The sequence below is a fragment of the Mycobacteroides sp. H003 genome, assembly GCF_001440135.1.
Lineage (GTDB): Bacteria > Actinomycetota > Actinomycetes > Mycobacteriales > Mycobacteriaceae > Mycobacterium > Mycobacterium gwanakae.
On sequence record NZ_LJYL01000009.1, the window covers coordinates 840,026 to 866,255 of the forward strand.

The 26,230-nt window shown below is 64.7% G+C and carries 25 protein-coding genes and 2 tRNA genes; 18 read left to right on the forward strand and 9 right to left on the reverse strand.

The window, feature by feature from the left end:
• Positions 1-64: 64 nt before the first annotated feature.
• From AOT87_RS04455 to AOT87_RS04465, 3 genes are read left to right on the forward strand one after another with little or no spacing between them, the layout of a single operon-like run.
• Positions 65-4,735: an NAD-glutamate dehydrogenase gene (locus AOT87_RS04455; RefSeq protein ID WP_057968553.1), complete on the forward strand. Its 4,671-nt coding sequence runs from the start codon at positions 65-67 to the stop codon at positions 4,733-4,735.
• A 37-nt stretch (positions 4,736-4,772) separates the two neighbouring features.
• Positions 4,773-5,201 carry a thioesterase family protein gene (locus AOT87_RS04460; protein WP_030095085.1) on the forward strand — a complete coding sequence of 143 codons (429 nt, stop codon included), beginning with the start codon at positions 4,773-4,775 and terminating at the stop codon, positions 5,199-5,201.
• Entirely contained in the window at positions 5,198-5,845 is a 648-nt protein-coding gene (locus AOT87_RS04465) for a hypothetical protein (protein WP_057968501.1), read from the forward strand. The genes AOT87_RS04460 and AOT87_RS04465 overlap by 4 nt, the downstream gene beginning before the upstream one ends.
• Here AOT87_RS04465 and AOT87_RS04470 read toward each other — a convergent pair.
• Both AOT87_RS04470 and AOT87_RS04475 read right to left on the reverse strand, forming a co-directional pair.
• Positions 5,842-7,431: a glycoside hydrolase family 13 protein gene (locus tag AOT87_RS04470; RefSeq protein WP_057964980.1), complete on the reverse strand. Its 1,590-nt coding sequence runs from the start codon at positions 7,429-7,431 to the stop codon at positions 5,842-5,844. The genes AOT87_RS04465 and AOT87_RS04470 overlap by 4 nt on opposite strands.
• Before the next feature lie 52 nt (positions 7,432-7,483).
• On the reverse strand, positions 7,484-7,891 hold the full coding sequence (locus AOT87_RS04475; protein WP_057968502.1) for a globin: 408 nt from the start codon (positions 7,889-7,891) through the stop codon (positions 7,484-7,486).
• Positions 7,892-8,128: 237 nt separating this feature from the next.
• Between AOT87_RS04475 and AOT87_RS04480 the strand changes: the two genes are divergently transcribed.
• The 4 genes from AOT87_RS04480 to AOT87_RS04495 all read left to right on the forward strand — a co-directional run bounded on the left by AOT87_RS04480 (position 8,129) and on the right by AOT87_RS04495 (position 10,414).
• Positions 8,129-8,680, forward strand: a complete 552-nt coding sequence (locus tag AOT87_RS04480; RefSeq protein WP_101312223.1) for an HNH endonuclease — start codon at positions 8,129-8,131, stop codon at positions 8,678-8,680.
• Positions 8,681-8,711: 31 nt separating this feature from the next.
• Positions 8,712-8,978, forward strand: a complete 267-nt coding sequence (locus AOT87_RS04485; protein WP_081343193.1) for a hypothetical protein — start codon at positions 8,712-8,714, stop codon at positions 8,976-8,978.
• Complete coding sequence (locus tag AOT87_RS04490; RefSeq protein ID WP_030095091.1) at positions 8,965-9,432, forward strand: DUF5130 domain-containing protein; 468 nt, start codon at positions 8,965-8,967, stop codon at positions 9,430-9,432. The genes AOT87_RS04485 and AOT87_RS04490 overlap by 14 nt, the downstream gene beginning before the upstream one ends.
• A gap of 112 nt (positions 9,433-9,544) precedes the next feature.
• Positions 9,545-10,414: a hypothetical protein gene (locus AOT87_RS04495; RefSeq protein WP_057968504.1), complete on the forward strand. Its 870-nt coding sequence runs from the start codon at positions 9,545-9,547 to the stop codon at positions 10,412-10,414.
• Positions 10,415-10,457: 43 nt separating this feature from the next.
• On the opposite strand, the gene pepN is transcribed toward AOT87_RS04495, so the two are convergent.
• Positions 10,458-13,019 (reverse strand): aminopeptidase N, encoded by a 2,562-nt coding sequence (gene pepN / locus AOT87_RS04500; RefSeq protein ID WP_057968505.1) that lies wholly within the window; start codon positions 13,017-13,019, stop codon positions 10,458-10,460.
• 103 nt (positions 13,020-13,122) lie between these two features.
• Between pepN and AOT87_RS04505 the strand changes: the two genes are divergently transcribed.
• Positions 13,123-13,740: a DsbA family protein gene (locus AOT87_RS04505; protein ID WP_030095094.1), complete on the forward strand. Its 618-nt coding sequence runs from the start codon at positions 13,123-13,125 to the stop codon at positions 13,738-13,740.
• Here the strand turns inward: AOT87_RS04505 and AOT87_RS04510 are convergent.
• A complete protein-coding gene (locus AOT87_RS04510; RefSeq protein ID WP_057968506.1) occupies positions 13,737-14,693 on the reverse strand; it encodes a M48 family metallopeptidase in 957 nt (318 codons plus the stop codon). The two genes, AOT87_RS04505 and AOT87_RS04510, sit on opposite strands and share 4 nt — an antisense overlap.
• 47 nt (positions 14,694-14,740) lie before the next feature.
• Between AOT87_RS04510 and AOT87_RS04515 the strand changes: the two genes are divergently transcribed.
• From AOT87_RS04515 to AOT87_RS04525, 3 genes are all read left to right on the forward strand, one after another.
• Positions 14,741-15,220, forward strand: coding sequence for a ribose-5-phosphate isomerase (locus tag AOT87_RS04515; protein WP_030095096.1), 480 nt, complete (start codon positions 14,741-14,743; stop codon positions 15,218-15,220).
• Positions 15,221-15,226: 6 nt separating this feature from the next.
• Entirely contained in the window at positions 15,227-16,024 is a 798-nt protein-coding gene (locus AOT87_RS04520; protein WP_057968507.1) for a zinc finger domain-containing protein, read from the forward strand.
• A 78-nt stretch (positions 16,025-16,102) separates the two neighbouring features.
• On the forward strand, positions 16,103-16,765 hold the full coding sequence (locus AOT87_RS04525; RefSeq protein ID WP_030095098.1) for a TetR/AcrR family transcriptional regulator: 663 nt from the start codon (positions 16,103-16,105) through the stop codon (positions 16,763-16,765).
• Positions 16,766-16,771: 6 nt separating this feature from the next.
• Here AOT87_RS04525 and AOT87_RS04530 read toward each other — a convergent pair whose 3' ends face one another.
• Together AOT87_RS04530 and AOT87_RS04535 are read right to left on the reverse strand one after the other, a co-directional pair.
• Complete coding sequence (locus tag AOT87_RS04530; protein ID WP_057968554.1) at positions 16,772-17,623, reverse strand: hypothetical protein; 852 nt, start codon at positions 17,621-17,623, stop codon at positions 16,772-16,774.
• 21 nt (positions 17,624-17,644) lie between these two features.
• Positions 17,645-17,718, reverse strand: a tRNA-Gly gene (locus AOT87_RS04535).
• 142 nt (positions 17,719-17,860) lie between these two features.
• Here AOT87_RS04535 and AOT87_RS04540 point away from each other — a divergent pair.
• From AOT87_RS04540 to AOT87_RS04570, 7 genes are all read left to right on the forward strand, one after another.
• A tRNA-Pro gene (locus AOT87_RS04540) sits at positions 17,861-17,934 on the forward strand.
• Positions 17,935-18,000: 66 nt separating this feature from the next.
• Positions 18,001-19,470, forward strand: a complete 1,470-nt coding sequence (tig, locus tag AOT87_RS04545; protein ID WP_057968508.1) for a trigger factor — start codon at positions 18,001-18,003, stop codon at positions 19,468-19,470.
• A gap of 141 nt (positions 19,471-19,611) precedes the next feature.
• A complete protein-coding gene (locus tag AOT87_RS04550) occupies positions 19,612-20,205 on the forward strand; it encodes an ATP-dependent Clp protease proteolytic subunit (protein ID WP_109398847.1) in 594 nt (197 codons plus the stop codon).
• Complete coding sequence (locus tag AOT87_RS04555; RefSeq protein WP_046253161.1) at positions 20,202-20,855, forward strand: ATP-dependent Clp protease proteolytic subunit; 654 nt, start codon at positions 20,202-20,204, stop codon at positions 20,853-20,855. The genes AOT87_RS04550 and AOT87_RS04555 overlap by 4 nt, the downstream gene beginning before the upstream one ends.
• Before the next feature lie 242 nt (positions 20,856-21,097).
• Complete coding sequence (gene clpX, locus AOT87_RS04560; RefSeq protein WP_030095103.1) at positions 21,098-22,378, forward strand: ATP-dependent Clp protease ATP-binding subunit ClpX; 1,281 nt, start codon at positions 21,098-21,100, stop codon at positions 22,376-22,378.
• 18 nt (positions 22,379-22,396) lie between these two features.
• On the forward strand, positions 22,397-23,008 hold the full coding sequence (locus AOT87_RS04565) for a maleylpyruvate isomerase family mycothiol-dependent enzyme (RefSeq protein WP_057968510.1): 612 nt from the start codon (positions 22,397-22,399) through the stop codon (positions 23,006-23,008).
• A 20-nt stretch (positions 23,009-23,028) separates the two neighbouring features.
• Positions 23,029-23,568 (forward strand): GNAT family protein, encoded by a 540-nt coding sequence (locus tag AOT87_RS04570; RefSeq protein WP_057968511.1) that lies wholly within the window; start codon positions 23,029-23,031, stop codon positions 23,566-23,568.
• 48 nt (positions 23,569-23,616) lie between these two features.
• On the opposite strand, the gene AOT87_RS04575 is transcribed toward AOT87_RS04570, so the two are convergent.
• Genes AOT87_RS04575 through AOT87_RS04585 form a run of 3 tightly spaced genes read right to left on the reverse strand, consistent with a single transcriptional unit; the run spans position 23,617 to position 26,148 of the window.
• Complete coding sequence (locus AOT87_RS04575; protein WP_030095106.1) at positions 23,617-23,847, reverse strand: hypothetical protein; 231 nt, start codon at positions 23,845-23,847, stop codon at positions 23,617-23,619.
• Between the two features lie 10 nt (positions 23,848-23,857).
• Positions 23,858-25,033, reverse strand: coding sequence for an acyl-CoA desaturase (locus AOT87_RS04580; RefSeq protein WP_057968512.1), 1,176 nt, complete (start codon positions 25,031-25,033; stop codon positions 23,858-23,860).
• A 23-nt stretch (positions 25,034-25,056) separates the two neighbouring features.
• Positions 25,057-26,148, reverse strand: coding sequence for a ferredoxin reductase (locus AOT87_RS04585; RefSeq protein WP_057968513.1), 1,092 nt, complete (start codon positions 26,146-26,148; stop codon positions 25,057-25,059).
• Positions 26,149-26,230: the final 82 nt, after the last annotated feature.

Sequence of the window (26,230 nt, forward strand, 5' to 3'; positions counted from 1 at the left end):
GGGGGAGATGGATTGGGACGAGGTGGTCGACGCAGATGGGCACACCGCGACACCGGCGCCGCCGGTGCGCGAGGCCCTCATGCGCGCGCTGCTGCGGTTGGCCGCACGGCGAGCGCCGCACGAGATAACGATGGCCACCTACCGCAACGGTGACGACGCGGGGCTGGGAACCGCTCTACAACTGGTCACCGATTACACGCCGTTGCTGACCGAATCCATCACGGTGCTGCTGCGCCGTCAAGGTGTGGCGATCGTCGACCTGATGGACCCGGTCTTCACCGTGAAACGTGCCGCCGACGGCACGCTGCTGTCGGCGGTCCCGGTGGAAAACCTGCAAAGCGATATCGCGCCCGATACCGAGTGCTGGATCCACCTGCAGCTGCCGCCCTCCATTGACGCCGAGCGTCTGGGATTCATCGAAACGCAGCTACCGCACACCCTGGAGGACGGCAGCCACGTCGCGGCGGATACCGATGCCATGCGCGATGCGGTTGTCGAGCTGGCCGGCGCGCTGGACGCCTCGGCCGGTAGCGCCAGGTTCTCGTCCGCCGAGCTGACTGAGGTCGCCAACCTGCTGCGCTGGCTCGTCGACGGAAACTTCACCATATTGGGCTACCAGCGCTGCACCGTCGAGAACGGTCGCGCAACCGCCGACGAGTCGAGTCGGCTTGGCCTGCTCAAACGCCGCGAAGAGGTACTGCCGCAGCTCACCCACAACGACCAGCTACTGGTCCTCGCGCAGGCCACCACACCCACCTATCTGCGATACGCCATCTATCCGAACATCGTGGTGATCAGACAAGAAGACGGCAACGGTCCGGCCGTCGAGCATCGCCTTGTCGGTGTCTTCACTGTCGCCGCGACCAACGCCGATGTGCTGGCCATCCCGGTGATCTCCGACCGCGTGCATCAGGTGCTCGGCCGCTCAGATGCCAGCCAGGACTCGTTGGCGGGCCACATGCTGATCGAGTTCATGCAGAACCTGCCTCGTGCCGAGCTATTCGCATCGAGTGTCGATCGGCTCTACGACGTGGTGACCGCCGTGAGAAACATTGGCGCGCATCCGGGTTCGCTACTGTTCCTGCGCGCCGACGAGTTGGGGAACTTCGTCACGGCGCTGGTGTACCTGCCTCGCGACCGCTACACCACCACGGTGCGGCTGGCCATGCAAGACATCCTGGTGCGTGAACTCGGCGGCACCGGTATCGACTACACCGCCCGTGTCAGCGAATCACCCTGGGCATTGGTTCATTTCACTGTCCGCATGCCGGAGAACAGCCTGCACGGCAGCGTCGACACCTCGGAAGCCAACCGGGTACGCATCCAGGCGTTGCTCACTCAGACCACCCGGACCTGGAGCGATCGTCTGGTCCGCGCAGTGCGCCCCGATTCACCGATCGACCGCGCCTGCGCGGAGCGGTACTCGGTCATCCTGCCTGAGGTCTTCAAGACGAATGTGCCGCCCGCAGAGGCCATTGCCGACATCGCAAGAATCGAAGGGCTGCAAGAGAACTCCATCGACCTGGCCTATGACGCCGACGAGCTGGGCACCGGCGTGCTCAGCATGTATCTCGGTGGTCGCTCGGCCTCCCTGAGCCAGGTGCTGCCGGTGTTGCACAGCATGGGTGTCGATGTGCTCGAAGAACGCCCGTATCACTTCACCCGGCCGGACGGTCTGGCAGTCTCGCTGTACGCATTCCGCATCGTGGTGCACCCGGCGATCACCCGCACCTTCGATGCCGAGGGCACCGCGCGCCGCGCCGAACTGCTCACCAACGCCATCGATGATGTGTGGCACGGCCGTGTCGAAATCGACAGATTCAACGAGTTGGTGCTGCGCGCCGGGCTCACGGCCGGACAGATCACCATCTTGCGCGGTTATGCCAAGTACCTCCGGCAGGCCGGCTTCCCCTACAGCCAGGCGCATATCGAGACGGTCCTGGCCGATAACTCCCAGACCGCACGCGATTTCGTCGAACTGTTCGAAGCCCGGTTCGACCCCGCCGTCACCGACGACACGCTGGCCGATGCCAAGGCCGCCCAAGTGCTCGCCGAGATCGACAAAGTGGTCAGTCTGGATACCGACCGGGTGCTGCGCGCGTTCTTCGGCCTGATCCAGGCCACCTTGCGTACCAACTACTTTGTGACCAAGCCGGATTCGGCGCGCGCCAACGGTGTGCTGTCCTTCAAGCTCAACCCGCGCGAGATCACCGAGCTGCCCGAGCCACGGCCCCGCTTCGAGATCTTCGTGTACTCCCCGCGGGTGGAGGGAGTGCACCTGCGCTTCGGCCCGGTCGCCCGCGGCGGGCTGCGCTGGTCCGACCGCCGCGAGGACTTCCGCACCGAGATCCTGGGTCTGGTCAAGGCGCAGGCCGTGAAGAACGCGGTCATCGTTCCGGTTGGCGCCAAGGGAGGATTCGTCGTCAAGAATCCGCCCGCCAGCACCGGCGATGCCGCCGTCGACCGCGACGCGTTCCGCGCTGAGGGCGTCGAGTGCTACCGGCGCTTCATCAGCGGTCTGCTCGATATCACCGACAACCGCGACCGCGCGACTAATGCGGTCGTGCCCCCCGAGGGAGTGCGGCGCCGTGACGGCGACGACCCCTACCTCGTTGTCGCCGCCGACAAGGGCACCGCCACCTTCTCCGATATCGCCAACGATGTCGCCCTGTCGTACGGGTTCTGGCTCGGCGACGCGTTCGCCTCGGGCGGCTCCGTCGGCTACGACCACAAGGCCATGGGCATCACCGCCCGCGGCGCCTGGGAGAGCGTGAAACGTCACTTCCTGGAAATGGGGATCGATACCCAGACACAGGATTTCACTGTCGCGGGCGTCGGCGACATGAGCGGAGACGTCTTCGGCAACGGCATGCTGCTGTCCCAACACATCAAGCTAGTGGCTGCCTTCGACCACCGGGACATCTTCTTAGACCCGAACCCCGATCCGGCATCGTCCTGGGCTGAACGTAAGAGGATGTTCGCGCTGGAGCGCTCCAGCTGGGCCGACTACAACGCGGCGCTCATCAGCCCGGGAGGCGGTGTCTTCAGTAAGGCACAAAAATCCATACCGATCAGCCCCGAGGTTCGTGACGCGCTCGGAATCGACAGCGACGTCAAGGAGATGACACCTCCGCAGCTCGTCCGCGCGATCTTGCTGGCCCCGGTCGACCTGTTCTTCAACGGTGGCATCGGCACCTATGTCAAGGCCGAGAGCGAATCGCACGCCGACGTGGGGGACAAGGCCAACGACGCCGTGCGCGTCAACGGAAACCAAGTGCGCGCGCGGGTGATCGGCGAAGGTGGCAACCTTGGCCTGACATCGCGGGGCCGCATCGAGTTCGAGCTCAACGGCGGTCGGGTCAACACCGACGCACTGGACAACTCCGCCGGAGTGGACTGCTCGGACCACGAGGTCAACATCAAGATCCTGATCGATTCGCTGGTCAGCGCCGGCAAGGTCGAAGCCTCCGAACGGACGGCATTGCTGGAGTCGATGACCGACGATGTTGCCGCCCTTGTATTGGCCGACAACGAATCCCAGAACAACCTCATGGGCACCAGCCGGGCCAACGCGGCCTCGCTGCTGAGCGTGCATGCGCGCCAGATCGCCTACCTGGTTGCCGAACGTGGACTCGATCGTGAACTGGAGGCGTTGCCGTCCGAGAAGGAGATCGAGCGCCGCGCGGCACTCGGGATCGGTTTGACCTCACCGGAATTGGCAACCCTCATGGCACACGTCAAGCTCGGGCTCAAGGACGATCTGCTGGCCAGCGACGCCCCGGATCAAGAGGTCACGCTGCGCCGCATGGTGCACTACTTCCCGAACGTGCTGCGTGAACGGTTCGACGCGGAGATCCGCCAGCATCCGCTGCGCAAAGAGATCTACGCCACCATGCTGGTCAATTCGGTGGTCGACTGCGGCGGAATCACCTACGTGTACCGGCTCTTCGAGGATGCCGGGACGGGTTCGGTGGACGGGCTCAAGACGTATGTGGCCGTGGAGGCCATCTTCGGACTGCGCTCATTGTGGGACCGCATCCGGCATGCCGATGTGCCAGTGGCGGTTTCGGATCGGCTGACGCTGGACATGCGGCGCCTGCTGGACCGTGCATCGCGGTGGCTCATCAGCTACCGGCCGCAGCCTCTGGCTGTCGGTGCCGAGATCAACCGGTTCGCGCAGGGTATCGCCGAGCTGACCCCAATGCTCACCACATGGCTGCGTGGTCACGACCTGGAGATCGTCACCAAGCAGGCCGATGACCTGATGGAGCTGGGTGTTCCGGCTGATCTTGCCCGTGATGTGGCCGGCTGCCTGTACGGCTTCAGCCTGCTGGACATCATCGACATCGCCGACATCGCCGACCGTGACGGTGCGGAGGTTGCCGATCTGTACTTCACCCTGATGGACGACCTGCGGGTGGACGATCTGCTGACCGCGGTCTCCCAGCTCGAGCGCAACGACCGTTGGCATTCCCTGGCCCGGTTGGCGATCCGTGACGACATCTACTCCTCGTTGCGGGCGCTCACCATGGATGTGCTCTCCGTCGGCGAGCCCGATGAGACCGGCGAGCAGAAGATCGCCGAATGGGAGTTCACCAATGCCTCGCGCCTGGAACGGGCCCGAGGCACGCTCGCGGAGATCTTCGCGTCGGGTGAACCGGACCTGGCGACGTTGTCGGTGGCAGCACGCCAGATCAGAGGGATGATCAGGAGCAGCATCAGCGGTCCTGCATGATGGTGCGATGAGCGTTAGCGAAGAGCAGCAGACACCGATGAGCATCGGCGACAAGCCAGGTTATGTCGCGGCGGTGCCGGTCCGCTGGTCCGATATCGACATGTACCAGCACGTAAACCACGCGACGATGGTGACGATCCTGGAAGAAGCGCGAGTGCCGTTCCTGCGGGACGTGTTTGGCGCCGAGATCACCACCACCGGCCTGCTCATCGCCGATGTCCACGTGAAATACAAGGGGCAGGTGCGGCTCGCCGACTCTCCACTGCAGGTGACCATGTGGGTCTCGAAGATCAGAGCGGTGGACTTCACGATCAACTACGAGGTGCGTTCGGTGAACGCGGCGCCGGATTCCAAACCCGCGGTGATCGCGGACACCCAGCTGGTGACCTTTCACCTGGACAGCCAAACCCTGTTGCGTCTCACCGACACCCATCGCGAGTACCTGCAACGCTGGTCGCGACCGTGACCGAGGCCCCGCTGCGGGTGCCCGACGCCTTCGACCGCAAGGACCTGGCGACGTTCCTCACCCGCGCCGCACGACTGGACGAGTCCGCGGTGGTGCGGCTGCGTCTTCGAGACGACGGCCGGATAGTCGTCTGGACCGCAACACAATTCGACGTGCTGGCCTGCCGCGCCGTGCGCGGTGAGCTGAGAACCCCCGATATCACCGCCGCCGTCGACGAAGTGCTACGCGGCCTGCAGGCCCCGGACGCAGACGGCTACGTGCACACGGGTTTCCCGATGGACTCGGTGTGGCGGGGTGCGTTGCCCGCCGATAGCGGATTTGAGTATCTGGACGACATCCCGGCACGGACAGTGCTCGAACTGGCGCAGCGCGGGGGAGAGCTGGCACGCGAACACGGCAGTGCCCACGGTCCACCGGTGTCGCTGCTGGACCAATCCGTCGTGACGGTCGATGGAACCGATGGCCGACCGGTCGACGTGCCGATGCGATGCGTATTTGCTTTGGCAGCAATGGGATTTGTGCCCACTAACCCCGACGAGGATGAACCGGTGCGGGTGCGCGCCGTGCCCGCATGGTTACGGCTGGACGCCCGCTTCGGGTCGGTGTACCGCCGCCGGACCGATCTGTCGCTATCGGTCCGCTAGACGATCCAGGCCGCGGTATTGCGTGGCAGCTTGCCGTTGACGAGCGGCCCGCTGGTCAGGATGACCTCGCCCGCAGGCAAGTCCACCAGGTCGCTGCTGACGTTCAGGGCGCAGGTCAGCCCGCCGCCCTTGACGCGGAACGCCAGCGCACCCGGTGGGCTGCCATACCACTCCAGGCTGGTGCCGTTGAATTCTTTTCGGTTCTTGCGTAATTCGATGGCGCGCCGGTACAGCGACAGCGTGGAATCGGCCTGCTCCAGCTGATGTTCGACGGTGAAGTCGGCCCAGCCGTGGGGCATCGGCAGCCAGGTCTGATCGTTGGACGAGAAGCCGTACGGGGGATCGGTGCCCTCCCAGGGGATCGGAACCCGGCAGCCGTCACGACCCCGTTCGGTGTGGCCGGAGCGTTCCCACACCGGGTCCTGCAGGGCCTCGTCGGGTAGGTCCACATTCGGCAGCCCCAGCTCGGAACCGTTGTAGATGAACACAGTTCCGGGTAGCGCAAGCATCACCAGGGCCATGGCCCGGGCCCGCCACTGGCCGATCTGGCCGTTGCCGTAGCGCGTCACCTCGCGCTCCACGTCATGGTTGGACAGCGTCCAGGTGGGGGTTGCGCCTACGGAATCGACTGCAGCAAGGGAATTTTCGATGGCGGCGCGGATCTTGTCCGCGTCGAAGTCGGCCTCTACCAGCTTGAAGTTGAATCCGAGATGCAGCTCGTCGGGCCTGACGTACTCGGCGAAGCGAGTGTTGTCGTTCACCCAGATCTCACCGACGGCAACCACATCGCGGTACTGGTCGAGCACCTTGCGGATCTTGCGGTGGTACTCGTGTACGCCCTCGTTGTTGAAACGTGGGTCCTCATCGGCGATGTGCAGCATCGAGGTTTCGGTGTCCTCGATATCGGGAAGGCCCGGCGGCTTGGCCATGCCATGGGCGACATCGAGCCGGAAGCCGTCAATGCCACGGTCCAGCCAGAACCGCAGGGTCTCGGCGAAGTCGTCGAACACTTCCGGGTTGTCCCAGTTGACATCTGGCTGTTCCGGAGCGAACAAATGCAGGTACCACTGGCCGGGTGTGCCATCGGGCTCGGTCACCCGGGTCCAGGCCGGACCGCCGAACACCGAGGGCCAATTGTTAGGCGGCAGTTCGCCGTTGACGCCCTTGCCGTCGCGGAAGATGTAACGCGAGCGAGCCTCACTGCCAGGTTCGGCGGCGAGAGCCTCGATGAACCAGCGGTGCTCGGAGCTGGTGTGGTTGGGCACCAAGTCCATGATGACCTTGATGTTGTGGCGGTGGGCGGAGGCGATGAGCCGGTGCATCGCGATCGATCCACCGAACAACGGGTCGATCTCCCGGGGGTTCGACACGTCGTAGCCGTGGTCGGCCATCGGAGATTTGGTAACGGGATTTAGCCAGATCCCTTGGATGCCGAGCAAATCAAGGTAGCCGAGTTTTGCTGATATGCCATCGAGATCACCGACGCCATCGCCGTCGCTGTCGCCGAACGAGCGTGGGTAGATCTGATAGAAGACGGCTCGCGACCACCAGGGGTCGTCATGTTGGCCCAAGTAGGCGGCGGTCACGGTTGATCATTCTGCACCACGACGGCGCTGGCCTCGAATCGCGATCGACGTATCAGAAGGGTGAGTTGACCATCGACTGCGCCGCCATCTCCAGGTAGCTCCACAGCTGGGTGCGATGGTCGTCGTCAAGGGTGTTCCGGTCGATGGAGTCAACGGCGGTCCGCATGCAGCGCAGCCACGCGTCTCGCTCGATGGGGCCGATCCGATACGGCGCGTGGCGCATCCGCAGTCGAGGATGTCCGCGCTGGTCGGAGTAGGTGCGTGGGCCGCCCCAATACTGTTCCAGAAACATCCGCAGTCGATCCTCGGCGCCGGTGAGGTCTTCCTCCGGATACAGGGGCCGCAGCACCTCATCGTCGGCGACAAGCTCGTAGAAACGAGCCACGATCGCATGGAAAGTGGCGGCGCCACCGACGGCGTCGTAGAAGTTTTCAGGGGTGGGGGCTGCCACGTCGTCCATTGTGCCGGTACGCACTTGGGTCGGTCAGCCGGGTTGGTTACGCGATGTTCATTGGATTGACCTGCGAACACGGCGCAAATTGTCGTGCGAAGACCGCCGAATCGTGGTGCACTGGTTGTAATGGTGCAACACAAGAAGAGCCGCGGGCACCGGCATAACAGTGCCAGCGCTGGGCCGACCCAGAACGGGTCGGCCCGAATACTGCACAGTGTCCCAGGGACGAGGGTCCCCGGGGCCATCCCCCCACAGCAATCCAACGACGCCGGTTCCCTATGGGGCCGGCGTCGTGTGTTATTGCTGAACTCCACATATGAGCCGCTCACAGCGCTGCCGATGCGCCGTGCGGTGATCATGCTGCTGTGCGGCAAGGCCGATGTGGTGCACGACGATCCGGGTGCTCCCGTCATCCATTCGGCCACCACGTCGGTGGCGGTGCCCTCGGTGATCAGGCTCAGGACCTTCGTGCGGGTGCCTTACCGGGCCCGGGTTCCGATGACGCGGGCCGCGCTGATGCATCGCGATCGGTTCCGCTGCGCGTACTGCGGTGGACGCGCCGACACCATCGATCACGTCATCCCGCGCAGTAAGGGCGGCGCGCATTCCTGGGAGAACTGCGTGGCCTGCTGTTCGTCGTGTAATCACCGCAAGGCCGACCGGCTGCTGGCGGACTTGGGCTGGGCGTTGCACACCACACCGATGCCGCCGAAGGGCCAGCACTGGCGGCTGCTGTCGTCGGTCAAGGAACTCGACCCGGCATGGGTCCGATATCTAGGGGAGGGCGCGGCATGACTTCCCGGCGCGGTCGGCTACGGTTTGCATCGTGAGCTTTCTCAACAGCCCCACATACATCGGGATGCCGGTCTGGGTAGCCCTGATCACGCCGGTCTTCTTTGTGCTCGTCGGATTGTGGACGATGCGCAAGAAGGGCCCTCACCCCGCGACCTTCAACATGAACGACGGCTGGACACACGCCCCGATCCTGTGGGCCGCTGTCGACGAGAACATTGGTGACGCGCACGGGCATGGCCACGGCCATGGACACGCGAGCACCGAGGCGATTGGAGGGTCCGCAAGTGGCAAGTGGTGAAGTCATCAAGACTGCTCCCGCCGATCTGCCGCGCGGGTGGGCCGAGACCATCAGCGGACGCCTCTCGGGGGTCACCGAGCCGGGCGCGCTGTCGGTCGAGTACCCGTTCCCCAACTACGAGCTGGCGACTCTCGACGATGCGCTGACCTACGGGTCGCGTCAGTCGAAGGCGCGATTTTCCGTGTACATCGGCGATCTGGGATCGGACACCGCCGCCGGAGCACGCGACGTGTTCCTGAAGGTGCCGACGCCGGATGAGGCCGTGCTGATCGCGGTGTCGCCCAACCAGCATGTCGTGGAGGTCGTCTACGGCGAGGGACTCAAGGGTCGCGGTGCCGAGTCGGCCGCCGACCTGGGGGTCGCTGCTGCTGTGGCGTCGTTCAAGGAAGGCAACCTGCTCGACGGGATCATCAGCGCGGTGCGCGTGATGAGCGCCGCCATCTCGCGCCCCTGATCCCCACCTCTCTCTGCGCCGAGCGCATACCGCATGCATGCGAAATCTCTGAAATCGCTGCGTCTGGTATGCGCTCGATGCTTTTGTCGGTGGCCTGTCGCATGATTCGGCGATGGGGAGCGGGGTAATCCTTGGGAGCGAGGCGATTCGCGCGGGTTTGGTGACCCGGCATGAGCTGTCAACGACGTACGTGGCCAGGCACAAGGACGTCTACGTTCCGCGGGGCATCGCGGTAACGCCGACCATCCGTGCGGAGGCGGCATGGCTGCGATCGCGTAGGCAGGGGGTGCTTGCAGGGTTCTCTGCGGCAGCACTGCACGGGGCGCAGTGGGTTGACCCATCTCGACCGGCGGAGATTGTTGACGACCACAACCGGCGTCGCGAGCCAGGCGTAGTGACTCTTCGATGCACCCTCCAGGACGACGAGGTGTGTGTAATCGGCGGGATGCGGACCACGACTGCGGCTCGCACCGCGGTTGATCTCGCCTGCCGCTATCCGCAGGACGTCGCGGTGGCCGCGCTGGACTCTCTTGTGCGCGCTACGCAACTCGCACTGTCAGACGTCGCTGAACTCGCGTCGCGACACCCGGGTATGCGTGGCATTCGTCGGGCGCATGTAGCGCTTGATCTGGTGGATGCCGGGGCGCAGTCGCCTAAGGAGACCTGGCTGCGGCTGCTGCTGATACGGGCCGGGTTGCCGTGCCCTGCCACGCAGGTCATGGTGCATAACGGCGACTTCGTTGCGCTCGCGTACATCGACATGGGGTGGGAGGACCTCATGGTCGGCGTCGAGTACGACGGAGACCAGCACCGCAGCGACCGTCGGCAATACCTCAAGGACATCAAGCGTCTGGAGATGCTCGAGGGCATGGGCTGGCTGATTGTCAGGGTGGTCGCGGAAGACCACCCCGACGACATCATCCGGCGCGTGCGTGACGCCCTGGCTCGCCGAGCGCATACCGCAGGCAGGCGAATCGCGTGAAAGGCCTGCGCTTGGTATGCACTCGGCGTCAAACGAAGGGGCGCTACTGGGCGTCGAACTCGCGGGCCCGCAGTGACCTGACGATGCCCGCGCGCCCCTCGGAGACCAGACGACGCAGCGCCGACGGGATCTCCTTGGCCAAGAAGCCATCTGCTGACTCCACCGCACGCTGCGAGATGTCCCACGACGGGTACAGGCCGATCACCACGGTCTGCGCCACCTCGCTGGAACGCCGCGCCCACACATCCTCGATGACATCGAAGTAGCGACCCGCGAACGGTGCCAGCAGCTCAGCCTGTCCGGGCTGCACGATTCCCGCGATGACCGAACGCGCGGTGATGTTCGGCAGCGTGTCATCGTCGATGACCTGCTTCCACGCCGCCTCTTTCACCTCGGCGACCGGCCTGGCCGCGCGAGCCTGGGCAGCCTGACGCTTGCCTGCGGCCGTCGGGTCGCCCTCCAGCTCGGCATCGATGAACACCGACGCGTCCGGCTCCAGTGCTCCGGAGGCCGCCAGCGCGTTCACGATTCGCCACCGTAGGTCGGTGTCCACCGTCAGACCGGGCAGATCCAGCGACGCCGGATCGGAGTCCAGCAGCGCCTGCAGCACGACGGTATGTCCCGCCGACAACACCGAGTTGGTGAAGGCATTCACAAATGCCAGCTGATGGTCCGAGCCCGCCTCGGCGGCGCGCGCCAGTTCCAGCAGACGGTCGGCGAACGCCGGCCAGCCATGCTCGCGTGCCCACTCGGGCTCCACATACGAGCTCAACGCCGTCTGCGCCTGCAGCAGCAAACGCTGCGCCACACCGACTTCCGACTCGGCGTGCACGCCCGAGGACACCAGTGCCACGAAGTCTCGCGCCCGCAGCTCGGCCTCGCGGGTCATCTCCCAGGCCGCCGACCACGCGAGCGTGCGCGGCAGCGGCTCGGCGATATCGGCTACTCGCGAGAGCACCGTCTGAAGTGACGCGTCGTCCAGGCGCAGCGAGCAGTAGGTCAGATCGTCGTCGTTGACGATGATCAGCTTCCCTCGGGAAACACCAACCAGCCCGGGCACATCCGTCGACGGTCCTTCGACGTCCAACTCAAGCCGGTGGGCGCGCACCAGCTTGCCGTCCACGTCGTCGTAGATTCCGACGGCCAGGCGGTGCACCCGGGTCTCGCCGGCACCCGGGGCGGCCCCGGACTGCTTGACGGCGAACCGGGTGAACCTGCCGTCCGCGTCCACCTCGAAGTCGGGGGAGAGCGTATTCAGTCCGGTGGTCTTGAGCCACTGCGTGCCCCAGTCCGACAGATCGCGTCCCGAGGCCTCTTCCAGCGCACCCAGCAGATCGTCGAACGTCGCGTTGCCGAACGCGTGGTCGCGGAAGTACGACCGGAGGCCGGCCAAGAAATTCTCCAAACCGACATACGCCACAAGCTGTTTGAGCACACTGGCGCCCTTGGCGTAGGTGATGCCGTCGAAGTTCACCTCCACAGCGGCCAGATCGGGGATGTCGGCGGCGACCGGATGGGTCGACGGCAGCTGATCCTGGCGGTACGCCCACGACTTCTCGACATTGGCGAACGTGGTCCATGCCTCGGTGTACTCGGTGGCCTCCGCCTGGCACAGCACCGAGGCGAAGGTCGCGAAGGACTCGTTGAGCCACAGGTCATCCCACCAACGCATGGTGACCAGATCGCCGAACCACATGTGCGCCATCTCGTGCAGCACGGTCTCGGCACGTCGCTCATAGGAGTACTTGGTGACCTTGGAGCGGAAGACGTAGTCCTCCAGGAAGGTCACCGCACCGGCGTTCTCCATGGCGCCGGCGTTGAACTCGGGCACGAACAGCTGGTCGTACTTGCCGAACGCGTACGGAGTGCCAAAGTTCTTGTGATAGAAGCCGAATCCCTGCTTGGTTTCGGTGAAAAGCCGGTCGGCGTCCATGAACTCCGACAGTGAGGCGCGGCAGTAGATGCCCAGGTCGATGGTTCCGTGGTCATCGGAGTACACGTCGTTCCATCGCGCGTACGGCCCGGCGATCAGCGCGACCAGGTAGGTGCTCATCTTGGCGGTGGTCGCGAAGGTGTGCACACCGTCGGCAACCGATAGCGGGGCACCGTTGGAGATCACCTGCCAATGCGCCGGGGCGGTCACCGTGACATCGAAGGCAGCCTTGAGATCGGGCTGATCGAAGCACGCGAACATGCGCTTGGCATCGGCGGTTTCGAACTGCGAGTACAGGTACACCTCGTCGTCCACCGGGTCCACGAAGCGGTGCAGACCTTCACCGGTGTGCGAGTACTCGAGGTCAGCCTCGACCACCACGGTGTTCGTGGCGGCCAGCCCGTCGAGCGTGATGCCGTTCTCCTCGTCGTACCCGCTGACGTCTAGTTCGACGCCGTTGAGCTCGGCGCGGCGCACGGTGCGGGCCGCGATATCGATAACCGTTGAGGCCCCCGGCTGCGCGGTGAAGGTGACGGTGGTCGACGAGTGAAAGGTTTCTTCGCTCGGACCGCCGTTACCGTCGGTGAGGTCGAGGGTTATCGCGTAATGCTCGACGTCGATCGCAGCGGCGCGGGCCGCGGCCTGGTCACGGGTGAGGTTGGGGAGTGCCACGTACCCAACGTAGCCGGTAGACGCGTCGGGAACACGGCGGCGGGAACGTGAGTTGGGACAAACTGGAGCTAACCCTGCCCGACTCACATCCGAAAGGCGCGCAATGTCTGCAGACAAGAAGGATCTCGCCGAGTTCTGGTTCGACCCGCTATGTCCGTGGTGCTGGATCACCTCGCGGTGGATCCTGGAGGTCCAGAAGGTTCGCGATATCGACGTGAAATTCCGGGTGATGAGTCTGGCCGTCCTCAACGAGGGCCGCGAGGACCTGCCGGAGCGCTACCAGGAACTGATGAAGACGGCCTGGGGACCGGTGCGGGTGGCTATCGCCGCCGAGCAGGCCAAGGGCCCCGAGATCCTCGAGCCGCTGTACACCGCGCTGGGGACCCGGATCCACAACCAGGACAACAAGGACCTCCCGGCGGTCATCGCGGAGTCCCTTGCCGAGGTGGGCCTGCCCGCCGAGCTGGCCGACGCGGCCGAGTCGACCGAGTACGACGCGGCGCTACGCGAGAGCCACCACGCCGGCATGGACAAGGTGGGCCCGGACGTGGGCACCCCGACGATCCACGTCAATGGTGTGGCCTTCTTCGGTCCGGTGATCTCCAAGATCCCGCGTGGTGAAGAGGCGGGGAAGCTCTGGGATGCGTCGGTGATCTTTGCCTCGTACCCGCACTTCTTCGAGCTCAAGCGCACCCGCACCGAGCCGCCGACGTTCGACTAGTAGCGCGGCGGCGGATTGTCGAAGGTGTACGCCTGCTGATGCGGCAGGTAGCCGTGCGGTATCGGCGGCGGCGCGGGCGGTAGCAGCGGCGGCACCGGAGGAATGGGAGTCGGCGGCAGCAGCTTGGGACGGAAGAACAACGACCCGGCCTGCTGCCGATTCCGCAGCGCCGCCGCGCGCCAGGTGTGCACAGGGTGGCTGGAGAGCATGTTGACCAGCCAGACGAAGAACCCCGTCTCCAGGGTGGCGCGGTTGGCCAGTGTGTCGAACTCGACCCGCTTGAGCAAGTACTTACCGGCCGCCATGACGCCGATGGCTCCCTGAATTCCGGTGGGGCGCATGGCGTATCCGTGGTTGTCGGCGGTGTACTCCATGGACCGCGACAGCGAGGTGCCCAGGAATGGGACGAAGTTCATCGCGGTCTGGGCGAACTGTCGCCAATAGGAGGCGTGCCCGGCGGCGATGTGGCCGACCTCGTGCCCGATGATGAAGGCCAGGGCCTCCGGATCGCGCGCCTCGCCGCCGATCTCGAACAGGTCGCTGTAGACCACGACGAACCGGCGGAAGCCGTGGCCGCTGGCGAAGGCGTTAATCTGGCCGTTGCCCAGCACGACGTAAGCGTCGGGCAGCTCCTGCAGACCGAAACGCTGCGCTGCCTCGGCGACCAGCGCGTACCCCTCGGGGAACTGGGTGGGGGACATCTTCACGCCGTTCACCCGCTGCTGCCCGTAGAGAATGCCTCGACCCAGATACAAGGTTAGGGGGGTGGCGGCCAGCGCGACGATGATGATGTTCAGATCGGCGTTCTCGGGGTCGGCGAGATACCCGACGATGCTGAAAATCGCACCGATGTACAGCAGCACTGTGAACAGGATCACGACGACGAGCAACCCGATCTCCCAGGGATGTCGACGTGGGGGATAGGTGTACTGGGGCAGTCCGACCGGGTACATGCGCGCCACGGTAACCGACCGCAGGGCAACCTGACACAATCAGCGGCATGCGCGTCTATGTCGGAGCCGATCACGCCGGATACGAGTTGAAGCAGAAGATCATCGAGCATCTTCGTGGCCGCGGCCACGAGCCGGTGGACTGCGGTGCCTTTGAGCTGGACCCGCAGGACGACTACCCGGCGTTCTGTATCGATGCCGCGCGGCGCACCGTCGCCGATCCGGGCAGCCTCGGCATCGTGCTGGGCGGTTCGGGTAACGGTGAGCAGATCGCGGCCAACAAGGTCCCCGGCGCCCGATGTGCGCTGGCCTGGAGCCTGGAGACTGCGGTACTGGCCCGCGAGCACAACAACGCCCAACTGATCGGCATCGGCGGCCGCATGCACACCGTGCCGGAGGCACTGGCCATCGTCGATGCCTTCCTTGCGGCCAAGTGGTCCGAGGAGCCGAGGCACCAGCGCCGCATCGACATCCTGGCCGAGTACGAGACCACCCACGAAGCGCCGCCGGTACCGGGCGCCAACGCGTAAACGCCTGTGCCGGAGGGGCATACCCTGCACCGGCTGGCGCGGCTGCACCAGCGCCGGTTCGCCGGTTCGGCGGTGGCTGTCAGTAGTCCGCAAGGCCGATTCGCTGAAGGGGCGGCCGCGGTCAACGGACGCACCTTGGTGAAGGCCCATGCCTGGGGCAAGCATCTGTTCCACGATTACGGCCCGGCCGGTGTGGTGCATGTGCACCTGGGGCTGTACGGCACGTTCACCGAGCTGCCGGTGCCGATGGGTGTGCCGGTGGGGCAGGTGCGGATGCGCATCGAGGGCCCGCAGTTCGGTACCGATCTGCGGGGCGCGACGGCATGTGAGCTCATCGACGCGCCGCAGGTCGACGCCATCCTGGCGCGCCTGGGTCCCGACCCGCTGCGCCCCCGATCCGACCCGTCATCCGCCTTCGAGCGGATCGCTAAGTCGCACAGGCCAATCGGTGCGCTGCTGATGGATCAGAAGATCATCGCCGGGGTCGGCAATGTGTATCGCAGCGAGGTGTTGTTCCGTCAGCGGATCGACCCGTACCGGCCCGGCAGCCACCTGCAATCCGAGGAACTCGCCGCGTTGTGGGATGACCTTGTGGACCGCATGCGAGTCGGGCTGCGCGTCGGGAAGATCGTTGTCGTTGACCCCGAATACGACCATGGCGAGCCCTCGTACGCACCGGACCGCCCGCGCACCTACGTGTATCGGCGCGCGGGTGCGCCGTGCCGGGTGTGCGGCACTCCGATCCTCACCGCGGAGATGGACGCGCGAAACCTGTTCTGGTGTCCCTCATGTCAAAACGCGTGATGTCAGCCGCGGTGACGTGTCGAGTTGTAAGCTGCACTGAGTGGGACCGCGAGTACCAATAACCCGAAAGGGGAGCTCATGACGCGACCGGGTGCGCCATTGGGAAAGCTCATGGCGCGCGCGGTGCGCGGACTGGGTTCGCACCCCGAACCCGACGATATCGAGATCCGGTTGCTGGACGCCGCCATTGAAGTACTGGCCGAGCGAGGCACACAGACGGCCACTATTGATGAGGTAGCGCGGCGGGCGAAAGTGGGCCGCGCCACAGTATTTCGGCGATTCTCCAGCAAGGATCAATTGTTCGAGCGGGCTCTTGCTCAAGAAATGCAGAAGTTCCTGGACGAACTGCAGGAACGCGCGGGCGGTTTCGACGACATCGGCGAGCGGGTCGCCGAGGGGTTCGCGGTCTGCATCGAGGTTGTGAATCACCCTCTGCTGCGCGGTGATTCACTCGTCGCCCGGATGACGGCGATAGAAGCGATCACTCAGGGCGACCCTGCCCCCATCGAGCTGGCACGGAACTATCTCGCCGCGCAGATCGACCAGATGCGGGCCGAAGGGCGTATTCCGCCGGGTGACTCCAGGCGGCAGGTCGACGTCTTGATTCATCTGGTGTTGGGATACATGGCCTCGCCCGCGACAACGATCGACCTCGGTAACACCGAAGAGGTGCGTGCGCTGGCGCGCGAGACATTCGCGCCGATCCTGCTGGCGCCCAATGTGCCCGTCAACGCGCAATAGCGCGCCCTAGAAGTCGCCGAAGTCCCCACCGAAGTCGCCGCCGCCGCTGTCCCAGCCACCGCCGCTGTCCCAGCTACCGCCTTGGTCCCAGCCTCCGCCGCTTTGATCCCAGCCGGCTTGATCGGCTCCGCCTGAACCCTGATCCCAACCGCCCTGATTTGCGCCGCCGTCGTTGCCTGCGTTCAGGCCGGCGTCGTATCCGTCCGAATAGCCCTGGCCGAAACCGCTTTCGAAGCCCGAGGCGCCGTACCCGACGCCGTGCATGCCGGAGAAAAGCGAGTTGAACAGCAGCGCCGAACCCACGCCCCAGGCACCGGCGACAAGAGCGGGCTTCCACCATGGTTCGGAGTACCAGCCCGCGGGTACGGGACGTCCGGCGACGGTGCCGCCGGGGTAGTAGTTGGGGGTGCGGCCCGACGGCTCCGGGGAAGCCTCGATCTCGCGTCCCTCGAAGTTGATCCGCCGATCCTCGCTGACGGATCCGGCCTTGCTCTGCCCGGCGGTGGAGGGAAGTTCGGGTCCGGGGTCCATGCCCATGGCCAGGCGAGCCGCTCGTACGTAGTACAGCCCCTCGATGGCGCTTTCCTTGGCCAGCGTTGCCTGCGCGGGGGTCCGGGCCTGCTCGATGGCTGAGGACGCCGCGGTATAGCGCTCGGAGGCGTCGGCGAGTGCCTGCCGGGACGCGTCATCGTTCCCGCTCAGTCCCAGCACCTGACCGCCGAGGCGTTCGGTGAGGCGGCGGGCGTCGGCCTTGGCGTCCTCGAGCTGGTCGCCACGACGGCGGCTCGATCCCTGTGTGTAGATGATCGCGCCGCCGACGATCACGCCGAGGAGAAGCAGGCCCAGGATGATTTCCATGGCACCTACGGTACTGATGTGTGGAGCGGGTGACGGGAATCGAACCCGCGTAGCTAGTTTGGAAGACTAGGGCTCTACCATTGAGCTACACCCGCATGCTTGCGAGGTTGTCCCGCACGCGCTGACGAATGTACAGCGCCGGGGCGGATCAAATCCAATTCATGCCGTTGCATGTCGAGGCCGTAAGATCGCTTGGTCTCGTACGGAGTCTTGGACGAAGTATGGACGCAGGTCCGACGGGGTGTAGCGCAGCTTGGTAGCGCATCCGCTTTGGGAGCGGAGGGTCGCAGGTTCAAATCCTGTCACCCCGACAGCACGACAGCACGAAGAACCGCAGGTCACGACGATCTGCCGCGAACCATAAAGGAGCACTGCACGTGAAGAGCACCGTCGAAAAGCTGAGCCCGACCCGGGTTCGCATCAACGTCGAGGTTCCCTTCGCAGAGCTCGAACCAGATTTTTCAAAGGCCTACAAGGAGCTCGCCCAGCAGGTCCGCCTGCCCGGTTTCCGCCCCGGCAAGGCCCCCGCGAAGCTGCTCGAGGCACGCGTCGGCCGCGCCGCGGTGCTGGAGCAGGTCGTCAACTCGGCGCTCCCGGGCCGCTACAGCGAGGCCGTCACCGCGTCCGACGTCAAGCCGCTCGGACAGCCGGAGATCGAGGTCACCAAGATCGAGGACGGCCAGGAGCTGACCTTCACCGCCGAGGTGGATGTGCGTCCCGAGATCGAGCTGCCCGACCTGAGCACCGTCGCGGTCACGGTTGAGCCCGTCACGGTCGAGGACACCGAGGTTGACGCCGAGCTGGAAGCGCTGCGCGCGCGGTTCGGCACTCTCAAGGGTGTCGAGCGTGCCGCCGAGAACGGCGACTTCGTCTCGATCGACCTGTCGGCCACCGTGGACGGCAAGGAGGTCGAGGAGGCCTCGACCACTGGCCTGTCTCATGAGATCGGCTCCGGACAGCTGATCGACGGCCTCGACGAGGCCATCATCGGCCTGAAGTCCGGCGAGGAGAAGGTGTTCACCACCAAGCTGGCCGCCGGCGAATTCGCCGGACAGGATGCCGAGGTCACCGTCAAGGTCGGCTCCGTCAAGGAGCGTGAGCTTCCTGCCGCTGACGACGATTTCGCCCAGCTGGCAAGCGAATTCGACACCATCGGCGAGCTCAAGGACAGCCTCATCGAGCAGGTGAAGGGTCGCAAGCGCATCGCGCAGGCCGACGAGATCCGTAACGAGACCATCACCGCGCTGCTCGACCAGATCGAGATCCCGGTGCCCGAGAAGATCCTCGAAGAGCAGATCGGCAACAGCCTGCACGAGGCCGTCCACGGTCTGGACCACAACGAGGAGCGCCTCAACGAGCTGCTCGAAGAGCAGGGCACCTCGCGTGAAGAGTTCGACAAGGACATGCGCGAGTCCGCCACCAAGTCGATCAAGACCGAGCTGCTGCTCGACGTGATCGCCGACAAGTTCGACATCAACGTCGACCAGCAGGACCTCACCGAGCGTCTGGTCCTGATGTCGCGTCAGTACGGCATCGAGCCGCAGCAGCTGATCCAGTACCTGACCCAGCAGCAGCAGCTGCCCGGCCTGTACGTCGACGTGCGCCGCGGTAAGGCCATCGCCGAGGTCATCCGCCAGGCCAAGGTGACCGACTCCACCGGCGCGAACGTGGACGTCGACTCCGTGCTGGGGCCGCGTCGCGGTGGGGCTGACGAGGCCGCTGCCGAGCCTGATGCCGAGGAGAAGCCGGTCAAGGCCAAGAAGAGCGCGGACAGCGAGAAAACAGACAAGTCCGAAAAGGCCGAGAAGAAGGCCAAGAAGAAGAGCAAGGACGACGACGCCGAGTAGTCCGCGTCACGCTCTGAGCGAACTCGCCCGTGGCGGGGAGTGCGCAGCACCCGATGTTGGTTAATGTCGGCAGTACACGGAATTGGTTTCTTAAGCGAAATCCCGAAGAGCTAGACGAAGGCAGGTTGCACAGTGACTGAAATGCGTTCGGCGACAGCCGGGCTCAACCTGATCGACTCGGTGTATGAGCGTCTGCTCTCCGAGCGCATTATTTTCCTGGGCCAGCAGGTGGACGACGACATCGCCAACAAGCTGTGCGCGCAGATTCTGCTGCTGACGGCCGAGGACCCCACCAAGGACATCCACCTGTACATCAACTCTCCGGGTGGGTCGATCAGCGCCGGCATGGCGATCTTCGACACCATGGAGCTGTCGGAGTGCGATATCGCCACCTACGCGATGGGCATGGCGGCCTCGATGGGTGAGTTCCTGTTGGCGGCCGGTACCAAGGGCAAGCGCCACGCGCTGCCGCACGCCCGCATCCTCATGCACCAGCCGCTCGGTGGTGTCACCGGAAGCGCCTCGGACATCGCGATCCAGGCCGAGCAGTTCACGGTCATCAAGAAGGAAATGTTCCGCCTCAACGCCGAATTCACCGGCAAGAGTGTCGAACAGATCGAGGCCGATTCGGACCGCGACCGCTGGTTCACCGCGCCGGAGGCATTGGAGTACGGGTTCGTCGACAAGATCATCACCCGCGGCGATCTCAACGGCAGCAAGGGAGCATCCAAGTGATCTCGAAGCACCTCAACCCCGAGTTGGCGCCCCAAGCGCGCTACATCCTGCCCTCGTTCATCGAGCACTCGAGCTTCGGTGTCAAAGAGTCGAACCCGTACAACAAGCTGTTCGAGGAGCGCATCATCTTCCTCGGCGTGCAGGTGGACGACGCCTCGGCCAACGACATCATGGCCCAGCTGCTGGTGCTTGAGTCGCTGGATCCCGACCGTGAGATCACCATGTACATCAACTCCCCGGGTGGTTCGTTCACCTCGTTGATGGCGATCTACGACACCATGCAGTACGTCCGCTCCGACATCCGCACAGTGGTGCTGGGCCAGGCCGCCTCGGCCGCCGCGGTGCTGCTCGCCGCCGGTACCCCCGGCAAGCGGATGGCGCTGCCGAACGCGCGCGTCCTCATCCATCAGCCCGCGCTGTCCGGTGTGATCCAGGGTCAGTTCACCGACCTGGAGATCCAGGCCAAGGAGATCGAGCGCATGCGGGTGCTGCAGGAGACGACCCTGTCCCGGCACACCGGTAAGGATGCGGAGATCATCCGTAAGGACACCGACCGCGACAAGATCTTCACGGCCGAGGAGGCCAAGGAGTACGGGATCATCGACGTCGTCCTGGAGTACCGCAAGCTCTCCGCGCAGGCAGCTTCGTAGCTGCCTGCCGGCGGGCTCGGATAACAGTTGCAACACACCGGTCTCGGGTGCGCGTCATCGGCGGCTTCGGTCGGTGCGAGGCGATATGTTCTCCAGCACGGCAGGGTGTAAATGCCGTCGGTGCTATTCGGTTTATCGGTCGCGGGGTGTCCGGTATAGCGGGTAGCGTCGTGACCAACAGGTCAGAGGACGTGCTGACACCACGATCCACCACCATGTGACAGGAAGTAGGACTGGCCACCATGGCACGTATCGGAGACGGCGGCGACCTGCTGAAATGCTCGTTCTGCGGAAAGAGCCAGAAGCAGGTCAAGAAGCTCATCGCCGGCCCCGGCGTGTACATCTGCGATGAATGCATCGACCTCTGCAACGAGATCATCGAAGAGGAACTGGCCGACGCCGACGACGTCAAGCTCGATGAGCTGCCCAAGCCCGCGGAGATCCGTGAGTTCCTGGAGAACTACGTCATCGGCCAGGACACCGCGAAGAAGACGCTGGCAGTCGCCGTCTACAACCACTACAAGCGCATCCAGGCCGGCGATAAGGCCCGCGACGCCCGTGGTGAGACCGTTGAGCTGGCCAAATCCAACATCTTGATGCTCGGCCCCACCGGTTGCGGCAAGACCTACCTGGCCCAGACGCTGGCCAAGATGCTCAACGTGCCGTTCGCCATCGCCGACGCCACCGCCCTCACCGAGGCCGGATACGTGGGCGAGGACGTGGAGAACATTCTCCTCAAGCTGATTCAGGCGGCCGACTACGACGTGAAGCGTGCCGAGACCGGCATCATCTACATCGACGAGGTCGACAAGATCGCCCGCAAGAGCGAAAACCCGTCGATCACCCGCGACGTCTCCGGCGAGGGTGTGCAGCAGGCGCTGCTGAAGATCCTGGAAGGCACGCAGGCTTCGGTGCCCCCGCAAGGCGGCCGCAAGCACCCGCATCAGGAGTTCATCCAGATCGACACGACCAACGTGCTGTTCATCGTGGCCGGCGCCTTCGCGGGCCTGGAGAAGATCGTGTCGGACCGCGTCGGCAAGCGCGGCCTGGGCTTTGGTGCCGAGGTCAAGTCGAAGGCCGATATCGACACCACCGACCACTTCGCCGAGGTCATGCCCGAGGATCTGATCAAGTTCGGGCTGATCCCCGAGTTCATCGGTCGCCTGCCGATCGTCGCCTCGGTGACCAACCTGGACCGCGAATCGCTCATCACGATCCTGTCAGAGCCGAAGAACGCGTTGGTGAAGCAGTACACCCGCCTCTTCGACATGGATGGCGTCGAGCTGGAGTTCAGCCAGGATGCGCTGGAAGCCATCGCCGATCAGGCCATCCATCGTGGCACCGGCGCTCGTGGTCTGCGCGCCATCATGGAAGAAGTGCTGCAGCCGGTGATGTACGACATCCCCAGCCGCGACGATGTCGCCAAGGTTGTCGTGACCGGGGAGACCGTCATCGACAACGTGCTGCCGACGATCGTGCCGCGCAAGCCCTCCCGTGCCGAACGGCGCGATAAGTCCGCGTAGTTCGCCGTGCTGAGCGCCATGGAGCTGGCGCGGGCCGAACGTATCGACCTCGCCGATTTCCTGGCGGGTCTAACCCCCGAACAGTGGGATGCGCCGTCGCTGTGTACCCAGTGGCGGGTGCGCGATGTGGTGACACACATGATCGGGTACGAGGACCTCAGCCGGGCAGAGTTCTACTCGCGCGTGGCCAAGGCGGGTTTCAACCCGAATAAGGCCAACGCGAACCGTGTTGCCGAACTGGCCGGGCGGACCCCCGCGCAGTTGCTGGAAATGGTTCGGGCGGCGGAAGTACCGGGAGTGTTGACATCGGGATTTGGCGGCCGGATTGCCTTGCTGGACGGCATCGTCCATCAACAGGACATCCGTCGCCCGCTGGGGATCCCGCGCGAGATTCCGGGGGAGCGGATGCGCGTCGCCATGGATTTCGCGCGCTGGGCACCCCCGATCCGGGGCGCGTTGCGCGCCCGCGGTGTGCGGCTTGTGGCTACCGACCTCGACTGGTCACGCGGCAGCGGGCCCGAGGTCACCGGCCCCGCTGAGGCGCTGCTGATGGCGATGGCCGCGCGGCCCTGCGCGCTCGCAGATCTCGAAGGCCCGGGTAAATCGACCCTGGCGCAACATATTTCGTAAGCCCTCGTAAGCTGGTAGTGATGTCCACCGAGTTCATGAGCCAGCCGACGCTAGAGGGACCAACGCTCACCCTGCGTCCATTGGCAGACGACGACCTTGAGCCGCTCTACCGTGCGGCTAGCGATCCGCTCATTTGGGCGCAGCACCCGAGCTCGGACCGCCACCAGCGGCCGGTCTTCGAGAAATGGTTTGTGGAGGCCCTCGCCGCAAAATCGCTTGTCATCATCGATCACTCCACCGGGGAGATGATCGGCTCATCCCGTTTTTACGAGTGGGACGCGGACAAGCGCGAGGTCGCGATCGGGTACACGTTCCTCACTCGCGAATACTGGGGCGGCACGGTGAACGCTGAGCTCAAGACGCTCATGCTGGACTACGCGTTCATCAATGCCGACCTGGTGTGGTTCCACGTGGCTGCCGACAATCTGCGGTCGCAGAAGGCGCTCGCCAAGATCGGTGCCCACGAGCACCACCGCCAGAAGCGTGAGATCAACGGCGCGCTGGAGGATTACGTGTACTTCACCATCACCGCCGCCGACTGGCGAGACGCCTCCGACTGAGCGCGACGTCCACTGCGAAGCAGAACGTCGCGCTCAGCCGATGACCGATCAGTGCGTCGCCGGATCCTCGTCGGCGTCCACGCCGTCCCGAGACTGATCCTGCTCGGCGCGCTTGGCCGCCTCGCGCATCTCGAAGGCATCGGTGGCGATCTCGCCGATCTGCCGGGTGACATCAACCACCGCGTTGGTGATGATCTTGGCGATCTCGCCGACGTGCTCGGCGGTTGACGACACGACCTCTTGGGCCAGGTCCTTGTTGCGTTCGAACTTGCTCACCACGTCACCTAACTTACGCGTCGACCAGCTCACCGCGCTCGTCGACGACAACGACCTCTGATTCGGCGGCCGCTTCCTTGCGCTTGTCCCGCTCGATGTGCACGACGAGCTCCTCGTCGTCGCGGAACCAGCCGTTAGGCAAGGACAGGCGAGCGATCTTCTTCCAGGTGGACGAGAGCTGGGCGAAGAGGCCCCCCGTGTTGTAAGGCAGGCCGTACTTCTGGCACAGCTCGCGCACCTCGGTGGCCATCTCCGGATAGCGATTGGCCGGCAGATCCGGGAACAGGTGATGCTCGATCTGGTGGGACAGGTTGCCGCTCATGATGTGAAACAGCCTGCTGCCCTCGATGTTCGCCGAACCAAGCAACTGCCGGATGTACCACTCGCCGCGCGTTTCGTTGGCGGTCTCCTCCTTGGAGAAGGTCTGGGTGCCGGACGGGAAATGCCCGCAGAAGATGATCGAGAACGTCCACACGTTGCGCACGAAGTTGGCGGACAAGTTGCCCAGGAAGGTGATCGGAAACAGCGGGCCGGTCAGCGCCGGGAAGATCACGTAGTCCTTGAGAACCTGCTTACTGGCCTTGCGCCACATGCCCTTGATCAACGGCTTGAGGTCGTACCATTTGCGCTTGCCCCTCACGATGTTCTCGGCCTCAAGCTCGTGCACCATGACGCCCCACTCGAAGAACACCATCAGGGCGGTCGCCCAGGCCAGGTTGCCCAGGTAGTAGGGGTTCCACTTCTGCTCGGGCGCCATCCGCAGGATGCCGTAACCCACGTCGCGGTCCATGTCGACGATGTTGGTGTAGGTGTGGTGCATGTAGTTGTGCGAGTGTCGCCACTGGTCGGCGGGGCACACGGTGTCCCATTCGAACTCGCGTGAGTTAAGGCCCTTTTCGCGCATCCAGTCGTACTGGCCGTGCATGACGTTGTGGCCGATCTCCATGTTGTCGAGGATCTTGGAGACGGACAGCGCGCCCACCGCAGCGAGCCACACGGGCGGGATGAACCCCAGGTACATCAGGGCGCGCCCAGCGGCCTCACAGCCGCGTTGTGTCTTGATGATCGAGTAGATGTACTCGCGATCACGCTCGCCCAGATCGGCGACAATGCGGTCGCGCAATTCATCGAGATCCTTGCCCAGCGCCTCGATATCCGATGCGCTGATGGTGATTTCGTTGCTTGGCATCTGGCTGCCCTCCTTGGGGTCTGTTAGAGGTTGATCGACACGTCACCGACGGGGGCGGTGATGCAGAGCTGGATGTGCTGATCGGGGTCGTCGTTCTCATCGCCGGTGCGCAGGTTCCGGGTGCATCCGGATGTCTTCACCGCCGTGCAGGCGAAGCAGATTCCCATCCGGCAGCCGAATTCGGGTTGCAGTCCGGCGGCCTCGGCCTGTTCGAGGATCGGCCTGCCGTCGTTTTCGGCGGTGATGCCGGAGGTGGCGAACCGCAGCACGCCTCCGGCCTCCCCAGTGGTGCTCGACGTGGTGACATAGAACTCTTCGGTGTGCAGACGGTCGGAGAGTCCACGCTCGGCGTACAGCGTGCTCACCGCGTCGTGCAGCGAGGGCGGCCCGCACAGGAACGTCTGGGCATCGGCGCTCCAGGGCGCGAGCGCATCGAGCTGCTCGGCACTGAAGTGCCGACCGCCCTCACGCGTGTACACCGTGTGCACCGTCACCGAGGGCACCTCGCCGAGAGCGGTGAGCTCGCGTGCGTAGGCGTTTTCCGCGGCGGTCGGCGCGTAGTAGAGCACCGCGAGCTGCCCGGGGTATCCATTGCCGATGAGAGTTCTCGCCATTGAGAGAACGGGTGTAATCCCACTACCGGCGGCGATCAGAACTGTCCGAATGGGGCGCGGCGAGGGAAGGACGAATGTGCCGGCGGCCGGAGTGATGCTGTACACGTCACCCACCGCGGCGTGCTTGTACAGGTAGTTCGACACCAGCCCTTCGGGCCTGCGGGCAATGGTCAGCTCGATGAGGTCGCGGGTGTCATCGGCGCCGGACGGCGAGAAGCAGCGGACGTGGCGCACGCCATCGATCACGACACCCAGCTGTACGAACTGACCTGCGCGAAAGCCTTTGAACTGGTGGGTTGTGCGCAAGGTCAAGGTCACCGATCGGGTGGTGCGGCGCTGCACGCGAACGACGCGCGCGCGGGCCTCTTCCCAGGTGATCATCGGGTCGACCAGTTCGAGATACCGGTCGACGGCGTGCGGGGTGAGGGCGGCGGTCAACAACCGGCCCAGTGATGACTCGGGAGTGAGGATTCGTCGGGTGGCTTTAGTTAGAAATGTCATTCGAACTCCCTCCGTTAGGTTAACGAATGTACACTGAAATTGTGAACCAACTTGCCCCCACTGAGTCAAGCCGTAATCACCG

Coding starts and splice junctions, on each gene's coding strand:
- AOT87_RS04460 (WP_030095085.1), top strand. CDS start 4,773: ATGAGCATCGGCGACAAGCCAGGTTATGTCGCGGCGGTGCCGGTCCGC.
- AOT87_RS04475 (WP_057968502.1), bottom strand. CDS start 7,891: ATGGACGACGTGGCAGCCCCCACCCCTGAAAACTTCTACGACGCCGTC.
- AOT87_RS04495 (WP_057968504.1), top strand. CDS start 9,545: ATGGGGAGCGGGGTAATCCTTGGGAGCGAGGCGATTCGCGCGGGTTTG.
- AOT87_RS04505 (WP_030095094.1), top strand. CDS start 13,123: ATGTCTGCAGACAAGAAGGATCTCGCCGAGTTCTGGTTCGACCCGCTA.
- AOT87_RS04510 (WP_057968506.1), bottom strand. CDS start 14,693: ATGTACCCGGTCGGACTGCCCCAGTACACCTATCCCCCACGTCGACAT.
- AOT87_RS04515 (WP_030095096.1), top strand. CDS start 14,741: ATGCGCGTCTATGTCGGAGCCGATCACGCCGGATACGAGTTGAAGCAG.
- AOT87_RS04525 (WP_030095098.1), top strand. CDS start 16,103: ATGACGCGACCGGGTGCGCCATTGGGAAAGCTCATGGCGCGCGCGGTG.
- AOT87_RS04530 (WP_057968554.1), bottom strand. CDS start 17,623: ATGGAAATCATCCTGGGCCTGCTTCTCCTCGGCGTGATCGTCGGCGGC.
- AOT87_RS04550 (WP_109398847.1), top strand. CDS start 19,612: ATGCGTTCGGCGACAGCCGGGCTCAACCTGATCGACTCGGTGTATGAG.
- clpX (WP_030095103.1), top strand. CDS start 21,098: ATGGCACGTATCGGAGACGGCGGCGACCTGCTGAAATGCTCGTTCTGC.
- AOT87_RS04565 (WP_057968510.1), top strand. CDS start 22,397: ATGGAGCTGGCGCGGGCCGAACGTATCGACCTCGCCGATTTCCTGGCG.
- AOT87_RS04570 (WP_057968511.1), top strand. CDS start 23,029: ATGTCCACCGAGTTCATGAGCCAGCCGACGCTAGAGGGACCAACGCTC.
- AOT87_RS04580 (WP_057968512.1), bottom strand. CDS start 25,033: ATGCCAAGCAACGAAATCACCATCAGCGCATCGGATATCGAGGCGCTG.
- AOT87_RS04585 (WP_057968513.1), bottom strand. CDS start 26,148: ATGACATTTCTAACTAAAGCCACCCGACGAATCCTCACTCCCGAGTCA.